Here is a 12,086-nt window from a genome sequence, read left to right as displayed (position 1 = left end):
GCCGGCGGCCTGTGTGCTCCTCCTGGCGCTCGGCGGCGTCCTGCTCGCCCCCGGCGGCCCGGGCGGGGGCCCCCCCTCCGTGGCGCCGGCCGTCCACGTCGCGAACACCAGCGCCCCCACCGCGGGCCCGCGCGCCCCGGCTCCGGCCGCGCTGCCCGCCGCCAGGCCCGTACGCGTCCGCATACCGGCCGCCGGGGTGAACACCGGACCGGTCCTGGACCTGGGCCTGGCCCCGGACGGCACGGTCGAGGTGCCGTCCGTACGGCAGGCCGGCCGCATCGGCTGGTACGACCAGGGCGTCACCCCCGGCGAGACCGGCCCCGCCGTCCTCATCGGCCACTACGACACCGCCGACGGCCCCGCCGTGCTGAAGGACGTGGGCCGCATCCGCGTCGGGGACCGGATCTACGTCGACCGGGCGGACGGCCGTACCGCGGTCTTCGCCGTCCGCGCGCTCCAGCAGGTGGACAAGAAGGACTTCCCCACCCAGCGGGTCTACGGCGACACCGACCGGCCCGAGCTGCGCCTGGTGACCTGCGGCGGCGCCCTGGTCGGCGGCCACCGGCCGGACAACATCGTGGTCTACGCCGATCTGGTGGCGGCCTGAGACGCACCCGGGGAGCCGGGCGTACGAATGATGCCGTAACGCAATGTCCGGCATCCGGACGCTCAGGCACAATCGGCAGCATGACGAGCCCGGAACAGTCCTCCCCGCAGCAGCAGTACGCGGACCGCAGCTACCGCTCGACCGCCGGCCTCGCCGGCGGGGTGCTGCTGCTCGCGCTCGCCGCCTGGCTGGGCGGCGACGCGCTGGTGCACGGCGCGGCGCACACCAAGCTGCTGGCGGTGGCCGGGCTGCTGTTCGCGGTGCCGCTGGTGGCCGCCTTCACGCTGCGCCCGCTGGTGCGCGCGGGCGCGGACCGGCTGGTGGTGCGCAACCCGTTCCGTACGGTCACGCTGCCCTGGGCGGCGGTCGAGGACCTGCGGGCGTCGTTCTCCAGCGAGGTCTTCACGACGGACGGCACGAAGTACCAGCTCTGGTCGATCCCCGTGTCGCTGCGGCAGCGCAAGAAGGCCAACCGGCAGGCGGCGCGCGCCGCCGGACGCCCGGACCACCACGACCCGCACCTGGGCCCGGCCCCGGCGGTGCCCCCGCCGCGCGCCACCGCCGACCGGGCCCTCGACGAACTGCGGGAGCTGCGCGAGCGCGGCGCCAAGCGGGAGACCGCGCAGGGCGCGCCGGTGGTGAAGTGGGCGTACGAGGTGATCGCGCCGTGCGTGGTGGGCGCGGTGGCGCTGGCGGTGCTCATCGCGCTCTGAAGGTCATAGCGCGCCCCGGTACGTCAGCAGCATGTACGCGCCGAAGTAGGCCGATGCCAGGGCGGCGACCGACAGGCACAGCAGGGCGGTGCTGCGGCGGGCGCGGGCGAGGGCCAGAGCCAGGGGGAGCAGGAGCGGGAAGCCGGGCAGCAGGAAGCGCGCGCGGGGGAAATAGACGCCGCCGCTGCCCAGGACGACCACCAGGAGCACGCCGCTGAAGACCAGGAGCGGCAGCGACCGGTGGTCGGACAGGCACAGCAGGAACAGCACCACCGACATGATCAGCACCAGCGACACCACCACCAGGTAGAGCTGCGGGTGCGCCTGATGGACGAGGGTGGCCCGCAGCGCGCGCAGCGTCTCCTTGCCGCCGTCCCACTCGTTGCGCCACTGCCGCTGGACCGCGAAGTAGCCGTCCGCGCGCCCCAGCCGTACGCCCACCCATCCGACGTAAGCGAGCCAGCCGAGCGGTGCCAGCACCGCGCCCAGGACGATCCGGCGCATCCGGTTGCGGTCCGGGGCCAAGGGCATGGGCGCGGGGTCGGTACGGCGCAGGCGCCACAGGGCCACGGCGGCGCTGACGCAGACCGCCGCGATGAGCGCCACGCCGGTGGGCCGGGTGAGCCCGGCGAGGAGGCAGAGCGCTCCGGCCGTGACCCAGCGGTCGGTCAGCACGGCGTACAGGGACCACGCCACCAGCGCGGTGAACAGGGACTCCGTATAGCCCATCCACTGGACGGCGGCGACCGGTGCGGCACCCCACAGGACGGCCAGTACGGTGCCCACCCGACGTCCGTGCAGGCGCTCGCCCACCGCGTAGATCCCCCACGCGGCGAGCAGCGAACAGCCGACCGCGACGAGCAGCCCGATGGTCGCGCGGGAGCCCGGCGTCACGCCCGCGACGGCCTTGACGACCACCGGGTAGAGCGGGAAGAAGGCGAGGTTGCACGCGTCGAACCGGCTCGGGTCGAGAAAGGCCGCGTAACCGTGGTCGGCGATCCCCGTGTACCAGCGCGAATCCCACCGGTTGGCCAGCAGCGGCCACAGGCCGTGCCGCTGGAGATGCGCCCACTTCATCAGCACGAGCGTGCCGAGCAGGCGTACGGCGGTGTAGCCGAGCAGCGCGGGCCCGGCGCGGCGCAGCAGGCCGAGCGGCGTTCGTCCGGGGGAGTGGCGGGGCGCGGGAGGCGGTGCCGGTGCGGTGGGGACGGCCGTGCCGGTCGCGGTCGGGAACACTGCGGCAACTCCTGGGAGGGCTGGGCAGGTTGTCGGACCAGACCAGCGTGTCCCGGAGCGCGGGCGGTGGCGGGGGCGCGCTGCGGCAGGTGCAGTACGGCTGTCACTCGTACGGGGAACCGTCACCCGTACGGGAAAGCGGAGCGGGCCCCGGAACCTTTCTGTCCCGGGGCCCGCTGCGCGTACGCCGTCAGGTCAGATGCCCGCCGCGGCGGACAGATCCGCCTTGACCGCGGCGAGCACCTCGTCGGCCTTGGCGCGGGCCGCGGCCAGCCCCTGCGCGTCGGCGACCGGTACCACGACCTCCAGGTAGCACTTCAGCTTGGGCTCGGTACCGCTGGGCCGGACCACCACCCGGCCGCCCTCGACGCCGTCCTGCTCCGTACCCGCGAGGTAGTAGCGCAGGCCGTCGGTGGGCGGCAGCGTGTCCGTCCCCTGCGCGAGGTCGTCGGAGGACGACACGGCCAGGCCCGCCAGCGCGGCCGGCGGCTGCTCGCGCAGCCGGCGCATGGCGCCGGCGATCAGGGACAGGTCCTCGACGCGGACGGAGAGCTGGTCGGTGGCGTGCAGGCCGAATTCCAGCGCGAGGTCGTCCAGCAGGTCGCCGAGCGTACGGCCGGACTGCTTCAGCTCGGCGGCCAGCTCGGTGATCAGCAGGGCGGCGGTGATGCCGTCCTTGTCGCGGACGCCCTCGGGGTCGACGCAGTAGCCCAGCGCCTCCTCGTACGCGTACCGCAGGCCGTCCACGCGGGCCAGCCACTTGAAGCCGGTCAGCGTCTCCTCGTACGGCAGGGTGGCCGCGGCGGCGATCCGCGACATCAGCGTGGATGACACGATCGTGGTGGCGAAGGTGCCGGACGCCTGCTTGCTGACCAGGTGCGCGGCCAGCAGCGCGCCGACCTCGTCACCGCGCAGCATGCGCCAGCCCGCCTCGGTACCGGGGGCCGGTACGGCGACGGCGCAGCGGTCCGCGTCCGGGTCGTTGGCGATGACGATGTCCGGGCCGACGGAGCGCGCCGTGGCGAAGGACAGGTCCATCGCGCCCGGCTCCTCCGGGTTGGGGAAGGCCACGGTCGGGAAGTCCGGGTCCGGTTCGGCCTGCTCGGCGACCACGGTCGGCGCCGGGAACCCGGCCCGCGCGAAGGCGGCCACCAGCACGTCCCGGCCGACGCCGTGCATCGGCGTGTAGACCACCTGGGTGTCGCGCGGCGAGCCCGGCGTCAGCACGGCGTCCGTACGGGCCAGGTACGCCTGGAGCACGTCCTCGCCCAGCACCTCCCAGCCCTCCTCGGGCCGCGGCACGTCGTTCAGCGACCGCACCGCCGCGATGCGCTCGGCGATCAGCCCGTCCGCCGGCGGCACGATCTGCGAACCGTCGCCCAGGTACACCTTGTAGCCGTTGTCGCGCGGCGGGTTGTGGCTGGCGGTGACCTCGACGCCCGCGACCGCGCCCAGGTGCCGTATGGCGAAGGCGAGCACGGGCGTGGGCAGCGGACGCGGCAGCACCGCGGCGCGCAGCCCGGCGCCCACCATCACGGCCGCGGTGTCCCGCGCGAAGTCCGCGCTCTTGTAGCGGGCGTCGTACCCGATCACGACCAGGCCCCCGGCCTGCCCCTGGTCCTTCAGGTACGCGGCCAGCCCGGCCGCCGCGCGGATGACGACGGCGCGGTTCATCCGCATCGGGCCCGCGCCCAGCTCACCGCGCAGCCCGGCGGTGCCGAACTGGAGGGTGCCCGCGAACCGGGCCGCCAGCTCGTCCAGATCCTCCGCGTCGATGAGCTTGCCCAGCTCTTCGCGGGTTTCGAGGTCGGGGTCCTCGGCCTGCCATGCCTTCGCCCGGCTGATCAGCTCCGCGGGATCGATTGCCACGTGATGCTCCTGCCTCTGGTTGCGGTGGTGGGGGGAAGCGCTCGGCGCGTTAACGCTTACCCACTCCGCGCGATTGTTCGACCGGCGGGTGTACGGCCGCGCCGGGCGGCCGGGGTGTCCTGGCCTTTCCCGTACGGGGCGCCGCGGGGCACCCGTACGACGTACGGGGCGTCCGTGAACGCCCCGTACTCCTGCTTGCGTGTCGCTCGGACCGCCGTCGCGGCGCTCAGAGCTTGCCGAGCACCTGGCCGAGCAGGCTGCCCATGCGCGTCGCGGAGTCGCGGCCGGCCTGCAGCACCTCTTCGTGGTTCAGCGGCTCGCCGGTCATGCCCGCGGCGAGGTTCGTCACCAGGGACAGCCCGAGCACCTCGGCACCGGCCTCACGGGCGGCGATCGCCTCCAGGACGGTGGACATGCCGACCAGGTCCGCGCCCAGGGTGCGCAGCATCTTGATCTCGGCCGGGGTCTCGTAGTGCGGGCCGGGGAGCTGGGCGTAGACACCCTCCTCCAGTGTCGCGTCGACCTCCTTGCACAGCGCGCGCAGCCGCGGCGAGTACAGGTCGGTCAGGTCGACGAAGCGGGCGCCGACGATCGGGGAGGTGGCGGTCATGTTCAGGTGGTCGCTGATCAGGACCGGCTGGCCGGGGCGCATGCCGTCGCGCAGGCCGCCGCACCCGTTGGTGAGCACCACGGTCTTGCAGCCGGCCGCCACGGCGGTACGGATGCCGTGCACGACGGGGGCCACGCCGCGGCCCTCGTAGTAGTGCGTACGGCCCAGGAAGACCAGGGCCCGCTTCTCGCCGATCTTGTACGAGCGGAACTTGCCGCCGTGGCCCGCGACGGCCGGCGCCGGGAAGCCGGGCAGCTCGGTGACCGGGAATTCGTGCTCGGGGGTGCCCAGTGCCTCGGCCGCCGGCGCCCAGCCGGAGCCCATCACCAGGGCGACGTCGTGGGTCTCGGCGCCGGTCAGCTCGCGGAGGCGGGCGGCGGCGTCGGCGGCGGCGCCCTGCGGGTCGCGCGCGATGTCCGGGGTAACAGATGCGTTCACGCGGACGAGGGTAGCCGGTAATTGCCTACGCGCGTAGATGTCCCGGCCGACGGCATCCGGGGGATCTGTTCGTAGATCCATACGAACGGCCCGGAACCACCGCTCGAACACGCCGCGCCCGAGGCCGCCCGCCCACCGGCGGGCCGATGGAGCGGGGCCGGGTCCCGGCCGCGGACCGGCGCCCCTAACAGGGCCGCTTCCGCAGCTCCATCACATAGTCGTGCGGCGCCCCCGCCGACTCCGCCGCGTCCGCGATCTCGCCGAGGTAGCGGGCGGAGGGCAGGCCGCCCTCGTAGCCGTTGAGGACGTACAGCCAGGCGGCCTCGTCGCCCTCCAGGGTGTGCACCCGTACCCGCATCCGGCGGTAGATGTCCATGCCCACGCCCTCCCAGCGGTCCATGGACTCCTCGTCCATGGACGCGATGTCGTAGAGGGCGACGAACACCTGCGAGCGGGGGGCCTCGACGATCGTCGGGAGCGCTCCCTCCCAGCCCATCTGCTCCCCGCCGAACGTCAGCCGCCAGCCGTTGAGCCAGCCCGTGCCGCGCAGCGGCGAGTGCGGGGCGCGGCGGGTCATCAGCCGCGCGTCGAGGTTGCCGGCGTACGCGGCGTAGAGCGACATGGTTCCGAGGGTACGGGAGGTCAGGGGGTGCGCTCGTGGTACTCGGGGTTCGAACGGCGGCCCCCGGGGGGTAACCCGGCGCGGGCGTGCGGGACAATGGAGTACGTGACTCGGATCGTGATCATCGGTGGCGGACCCGGCGGATACGAGGCGGCCCTGGTGGGCGCCTCTCTCGGCGCGGAGGTGACCGTCGTCGACTGCGACGGCCTGGGCGGGGCGTCGGTGCTGACCGACTGCGTCCCGTCCAAGACCCTCATCGCGACGGCCGAGGTGATGACCACCTTCGACTCGTCGTACGACGAGCTGGGCATCATCGTCGAGGACGACACCCCGCCGGTCGACCGCCCCGCGCGCGTCGTCGGGGTGGACCTCGGCAAGGTCAACCGGCGGGTGAAGCGCCTGGCGCTCGCCCAGTCGCATGACATCACCGCCTCCGTCACCCGGGCGGGTGGCCGCGTGCTGCGCGGCCGCGGCCGGCTGGAGCCGGGCCAGTCGCCGGACGGCTCGCGCACGGTCACCGTCACCGCGGCGGACGGTACGCAGGAGACGCTCACCGCGGACGCCGTGCTGATCGCGACCGGCGCCCACCCGCGCGAGATCCCGGACGCGCAGCCGGACGGCGAGCGCATCCTGAACTGGACGCAGGTCTACGACCTCGACGAGCTGCCGGAAGAGCTGATCGTGGTCGGCTCCGGCGTCACCGGCGCCGAGTTCGCCGGCGCCTACCAGGCGCTCGGCTCCCGCGTCACCCTCGTCTCCTCCCGCGACCGGGTGCTGCCCGGCGAGGACCCGGACGCCGCCGCCGTCCTGGAGGACGTCTTCCGCCGCCGCGGCATGAACGTGATGGCGCGCTCGCGGGCCGCCTCGGCCAAGAGGGTCGGGGACCGGGTCGAGGTCACTCTGTCGGACGGTCGTACGATCACCGGTTCGCACTGCCTCATGGCGGTCGGCTCCATCCCGAACACCGAGGGCATCGGGCTCGAAGAGGCCGGCGTACGCCTGAAGGAGTCCGGCCACATCTGGACGGACAAGGTCTCGCGCACCTCGGCCCCCGGCGTCTACGCGGCGGGCGACTGCACCGGCGTCCTCGCGCTGGCCTCCGTGGCCGCGATGCAGGGCCGGATCGCGATGTACCACTTCCTCGGCGACGCGGTGACCCCGCTCAACCTCAAGGCCGTCTCCGCGAACGTCTTCACCGACCCGGAGATCGCCACCGTCGGTTACAGCCAGGCGGACGTGGACGCGGGCCGGATCGACGCCCGGGTCGTCAAGCTGCCGCTGCTGCGCAACCCGCGCGCGAAGATGCAGGGCATCCGCGACGGCTTCGTGAAGCTGTTCTGCCGCCCCGGTACGGGCATCGTCGTCGGCGGCGTGGTGGTCTCCCCGCGCGCCAGCGAGCTGATCCACCCGATATCGCTCGCGGTCGACAACAACCTGACGGTGGAGCAGATCGCCAGCGCTTTCACCGTCTACCCGTCGCTGTCCGGCTCGATCGCCGAGGTCGCGCGGCAGCTGCACACGCGCAAGATGTCCAGCGAGTAGAGCGCCGGGCAGCCCCGGACGGCGCCGGTGGACCGCCGAAAAGAACCGAACAGATCGCGGCCAACGGGATGAACGGGCCGGGGCCCGTCCGGTCCCACGGGCGCGGGTGAGGCCCCCGGAAGCCCGGCGGGCGGGCCGTCCGCGCGCGTGTTCCCCGTACCTTCCGGCGGCGGGAGGCCTCGGGGAGCGCCGCTTCATGGCACTCTGGTGTCACTGCGTGACCGGCCACCGGCATATACCACGTGCGAGGGTCGGGAACGAACAACTTCCGTTAATTGGTGCAACCTGCTGAAAGCAGACGGTCGTTGGCGTTACTGTCAGTTTCGTGTTCGCTGCAGAACGTCGCCAACTGATCCTCGAAATGGTGCGGGCGAACGGAGCGGTGTCGCTCCGTGAGCTCGCCCGCGTCGTCCAGACCTCCGAAGTAACCGTACGGCGGGACGTGCGGGCGCTGGAGGCAGAAGGACTGCTCGACCGCCGGCACGGCGGTGCGGTCTTGCCGGGCGGTTTCGCCCGGGAGTCCGGCTTCCCACAGAAATCCCATCTAGCGACCGCGGAGAAGACGGCCATCGCCGATCTCGCCGCCGGCTTCGTCGAAGAAGGCGAGGCCATCGTGGTCGGCGCCGGGACCACCACGCAGGAGCTGGCCCGCCGGCTCGCGCGGGTGCCCGGTCTGACCGTGGTCACCAACTCCCTCCTGGTCGCCCAGGCGTTGGCGCACGCCAACCGTGTCGAGGTCGTGATGACCGGCGGCACCCTGCGCGGCTCGAACTACGCGCTGGTCGGCAGCGGGGCCGAGCAGTCGCTCCAGGGGCTGCGGGTCTCCCGCGCCTTCCTCTCGGGCAGCGGTCTGACCGCCGAGCGCGGCCTGTCCACGTCCAACATGCTCTCCGCGAGCGTGGACCGGGCGCTGGTGCAGGCGGCGGCGGAGGTCGTGGTCCTCGCCGACCACACCAAGCTCGGTACGGACACCATGTTCCAGACGGTGCCCACGGACGTGATCACCCGGCTGGTGACGGACGAACCGCCGGGCCACGACGACCGGGCCGCGACCGAGCTGCAGGCGCTGGCCGACCAGGGCGTGCAGATCTCGGTGGCGGGCGGGCCCGGTGCCGGCGCGGGAGCCGGCCAGCCGGCATCGGAGGTGGTGGCGGCCGACCGCCGCGGTCCACGCCGGGACGTACCGCTGCCCGGCCAGCGGCGCAATCCGGCTCCGGGCGGCGGCGGTTCCGGGCCGCAGCTGCGGACGGCCGCGCCGCTGGCCGAGCCGCCGGGCGGCCGGGTCGCCGACCTGGCACCCCGCCGCCGCTGAAGAGGTGCCGGCGCGCGTACGGCCGCGCCGGCACGGCCTGATGACACGGGCGGCCGGACGACACCATCCGGCCCGCTCACCCCTTCTCGGAGCGCAGTCCCGTCAGCCCTTCTCGGGCCGCAGCCCGGTCAGCGTCAGCGTGAGCAGCCGGTCGGCCAGGCCGGGATCGTCCGGTGACTCCTCCACCGCCAGCGCGATGCCGTTGGTGAGCTGCATCAGATCGCTGATGTTCACATCGGTCCGTACGGCGCCCGCCTCCTGCGCGCGGCTGAGCAGTTCGCCGCCCGCCTCGCGCATCGGGACGCTGCACCGCGACAGCCCGGAGGTGGCGTCGCCCGGCGCGGCCATCAGCGCCCGGGACAGCCCGCGGTAGGTACTCGCGTGCGCGATGATCGCCCGCAGCCACTCGACGAGCGCCGCGCACGGGTGCGGCGCGTCGCTCAGCTCCCTGGCGTGCGCCAGCAGCGCGTCCACCTCGCCCTGGAACACGGCGCCCATCAGGGCCGTCCGGTTCGGGAAGTGCCGGTAGAGGGTGCCGATCCCCACGCCCGCGCGCCGTGCGATGTCCTCCAGCGAGGTGTCCGTCCCGTGGTCCGTGAAGGCCGTACGGGCCACCGCCAGCAGCCGCTCGTAGTTGCGGCGCGCGTCGGCGCGCATGGGTCGTACGGATTCCTGCCCTGCCGTCTCGGTCACCATCGCCGTCCTCGCCGTCCTCCCTGAGCGCGGCCCTCCACCGGACCGGTGCCCCCAGGATGCCACTGCCCCCACCGCACAAGCCTTCGGACCGGTGCGGCGCCCCGCCGCCCGGCCGCGCCCGGCGTGCGGGGTGGACGGGAGACGGCCCGCAGGTGACGGGGAGGGAAGGGGGCGTGGGCGCCTTGGGGAACAAGTGCGCGCGGTGGCAACGACGTGTCCCCGGGAGGCATCAAACCTGGCGCAATGGGCTCTTCGGAGACTGCTCTTCGGAGACTGTCGGAACGCGTGCGGGAACACCTGGGGAAGCAATGGAACTGACCAGCCGATCGCTGTTGTACACCATGATCGCGGTCGCCGTGGTGTGCGTGGGTCTCACGCTCTGGCAGTGGCCGCGCTTCGCCAAGAAGGGGCCGCTCGCCTGGCTGGGCCGCATCGGCTCCATCCTGGCCACGCAGCTGTCCATCGTCGCCGCGCTCGGCCTCGTCGTGAACGCCAACTTCCAGTTCTACGGTTCCTGGCACGAACTCCTCGGCCTGTACGACGACGCCCCGGGCGCCGTCGCCAAGTGGGGCGACGGGGAAGCGGGCCCGGCCGGCGACCCGTCGAAGGGCCTCGTGCAGCCCGCCGGGGCCGAGGGCCTGGACAAGGTGCACGGCCTGCCGAAGGGCGCGCCCGACAAGGTCGGCAAGGTGGAGTCCGTACGGATCGTGGGCAAGACCACCAAGGCCGTGGACCCGGCGTACGTCTACCTGCCGCCGCAGTACTTCCAGAAGCAGTACGAGCGCCAGCGCTTCCCCGTCATCGTCGCCATCAGCGGCTACCCGGGCGGCCACTACCTGCTGGCCCAGCACCTGCGGGTGACGCAGACCGCCGGCGACCTGATCGCCAAGAACAAGATGCAGCCCACCGTGATCGTCATGCTGCGGCCCACCATCGCGCCGCCGCGCGACACCCAGTGCGTGGACGTGCCGGGCGGCCCGCAGGCGGAGACGTTCTTCGCGAGCGATCTGCCCACCGCGCTCAAGGAGCACTACCGGGTCGGCCACGACAAGGGCGGCTGGGGCGTGCTCGGCTACTCGTCCGGCGGCAGCTGCGCCCTCCAGCTGACCATGCGGCACCCCGGCACGTACACCTCGGCGGCGGCCCTCTCGCCCGACTACAAGGTCACCAGCGACCCCACCACCGGCAACCTCTTCGGGGACGACAAGGACCGCGCCAAGCGCAAGCGGGAGCACGACCTGATGTGGCGGCTGGCGCACCTGCCCGCGCCCCAGGTGTCGGTGCTGATCGGCACCAGCCGGGAGGGCGAGAAGAACTACCCGGCGGCAAAGGAGTTCCTGAACGCGGTCAAGCCGCCGATGAAGGCCGAGTCGATCATCCTGGACCAGGGCAGCCACAACTTCGCCACCTGGCGGCGCGAACTGCCCGCCGCGCTCCAGTGGATGGGCAGGCAGCTGACGTTCCCGCAGGACGTGGTGGGCACTTCGTGAACCGGTGACCCGGCGGGGCGCGCCCCCGCCGGGGAGAACCCCGCGCTACGCGGCGCCGGTCCCGGCGAAAGCGTCCGCGTGCTCGGCGGCCCACCGGGCGAAGGTACGGGCGGGACGGCCGGTGACCTTCTCGACGGTGCCGGCGACCGTACGGCCCGCCTCCGGCGTGTTCCCGTACACCTCCAGCAGAAAGCCGATCGTCTCCTCGGAGTGGCCCGCGGCCCGCCACCGCGCCACGGCCTGCTCCTGAGTGAGCTCGACCAGGGATATCTCCCGGCCCCGGGCGGCGGCCAGGGCGGCCACCTTGTCGCCGACGGTCAGCAGCTCGGGCCCGGTGATCACGTACTCCCGGCCCGCGTGCCCCTCCTCCGTGAGGGCGACCGCGGCGACGGCGCCGATGTCCCCCTCGTGGACCATGGCGCTCAGCCGGTCCACGAACGGCTCACGGACCTCGTCCGCATCCACGACACCCGGCGCCCACTCCAGGGCGTTGGACATGAACTCGACCGGCATCAGAACGGTCCAGTCCACGCCGCCGCTGGCGCGTACCGCGTCCTCCAGCGGGGAGGGGCCGCCGCCGTGCAGCACGGTGACGCGGCGTACGCCGGCCGCGCGGGCCAGTTCCAGGATGCGCGGGCCGGTCTCCAGCGGGGCGAAATAAGCGCCGCCGAACGTGATCAGGTGCAGCCCGGTGACCCCCTCCAGAGCCGGGACGAGGCTGTCGGGCTCGGTCAGGTCGCCCTCGACGGCCTCGACGCCTGCCGGGAAGTTCGCCTTGGCGGCGTCCCGGGTAAGGGCGCGGACCGCATGGCCGCGGGCGAGCAGTTCGGCGACGACCTGGCGGCCGACGGTTCCGGTGGCACCGGTGACAAGGACTTTCTGCGGATTCGTCATGGCAGGACCATAGAGAGCCTTGCGGACGACTTCTGTCCGCAATGGCGGGACGTGCGG

The 12,086-nt window shown here is 73.3% G+C and carries 11 protein-coding genes; 5 read left to right on the top strand and 6 right to left on the bottom strand.

Translation table 11 applies throughout. The features are described from left to right. The coding region (locus IH45_RS0117295) for a class F sortase (protein WP_030668396.1) at nt 1-607 on the top strand (607 nt) is incomplete at its 5' end. 80 nt (nt 608-687) lie between these two features. Continuing rightward, nucleotides 688-1,320, top strand: coding sequence for a PH domain-containing protein (locus tag IH45_RS0117290; RefSeq protein ID WP_030668393.1), 633 nt, complete (start codon nt 688-690; stop codon nt 1,318-1,320). Nucleotides 1,321-1,323: 3 nt separating this feature from the next. On the opposite strand, the gene IH45_RS0117285 is transcribed toward IH45_RS0117290, so the two are convergent. From IH45_RS0117285 to IH45_RS0117270, 4 genes are all read right to left on the bottom strand, one after another. Beyond that, nucleotides 1,324-2,556: a membrane protein gene (locus IH45_RS0117285; RefSeq protein WP_030668390.1), complete on the bottom strand. Its 1,233-nt coding sequence runs from the start codon at nt 2,554-2,556 to the stop codon at nt 1,324-1,326. A gap of 195 nt (nt 2,557-2,751) precedes the next feature. Beyond that, complete coding sequence (locus tag IH45_RS0117280; RefSeq protein WP_030668387.1) at nt 2,752-4,425, bottom strand: phospho-sugar mutase; 1,674 nt, start codon at nt 4,423-4,425, stop codon at nt 2,752-2,754. Between the two features lie 226 nt (nt 4,426-4,651). Further along, on the bottom strand, nt 4,652-5,473 hold the full coding sequence (locus IH45_RS0117275; RefSeq protein WP_030668384.1) for a purine-nucleoside phosphorylase: 822 nt from the start codon (nt 5,471-5,473) through the stop codon (nt 4,652-4,654). A gap of 184 nt (nt 5,474-5,657) precedes the next feature. Then, the gene (locus tag IH45_RS0117270; protein ID WP_030668381.1) at nt 5,658-6,095 is read right to left on the bottom strand and encodes a gamma-glutamylcyclotransferase; all 438 of its coding nucleotides are present in this window, start codon (nt 6,093-6,095) and stop codon (nt 5,658-5,660) included. A gap of 96 nt (nt 6,096-6,191) precedes the next feature. Between IH45_RS0117270 and IH45_RS0117265 the strand changes: the two genes are divergently transcribed. Further along, on the top strand, nt 6,192-7,637 hold the full coding sequence (locus IH45_RS0117265) for an NAD(P)H-quinone dehydrogenase (protein ID WP_030668377.1): 1,446 nt from the start codon (nt 6,192-6,194) through the stop codon (nt 7,635-7,637). A gap of 325 nt (nt 7,638-7,962) precedes the next feature. Further along, nucleotides 7,963-8,949: a DeoR/GlpR family DNA-binding transcription regulator gene (locus IH45_RS0117260; protein WP_078897614.1), complete on the top strand. Its 987-nt coding sequence runs from the start codon at nt 7,963-7,965 to the stop codon at nt 8,947-8,949. A 102-nt stretch (nt 8,950-9,051) separates the two neighbouring features. Here the strand turns inward: IH45_RS0117260 and IH45_RS0117255 are convergent, their stop codons facing one another. After that, nucleotides 9,052-9,606, bottom strand: coding sequence for a TetR/AcrR family transcriptional regulator (locus IH45_RS0117255; protein WP_030586700.1), 555 nt, complete (start codon nt 9,604-9,606; stop codon nt 9,052-9,054). Between the two features lie 347 nt (nt 9,607-9,953). Between IH45_RS0117255 and IH45_RS0117250 the strand changes: the two genes are divergently transcribed. Further along, nucleotides 9,954-11,135, top strand: a complete 1,182-nt coding sequence (locus IH45_RS0117250; protein ID WP_030668371.1) for an alpha/beta hydrolase — start codon at nt 9,954-9,956, stop codon at nt 11,133-11,135. 45 nt (nt 11,136-11,180) lie between these two features. Here the strand turns inward: IH45_RS0117250 and IH45_RS0117245 are convergent, their stop codons facing one another. Beyond that, on the bottom strand, nt 11,181-12,029 hold the full coding sequence (locus IH45_RS0117245) for an SDR family oxidoreductase (RefSeq protein WP_030668368.1): 849 nt from the start codon (nt 12,027-12,029) through the stop codon (nt 11,181-11,183). Nucleotides 12,030-12,086 lie beyond the last annotated feature (57 nt).

This window comes from Streptomyces rimosus subsp. rimosus (genome assembly GCF_000720725.1).
Taxonomy (GTDB): Bacteria; Actinomycetota; Actinomycetes; order Streptomycetales; family Streptomycetaceae; genus Streptomyces; species Streptomyces rimosus_A.
The sequence above is the reverse complement of the archived record's forward strand: the minus strand, read 5'-3'. Positions and strand labels throughout refer to the sequence as shown.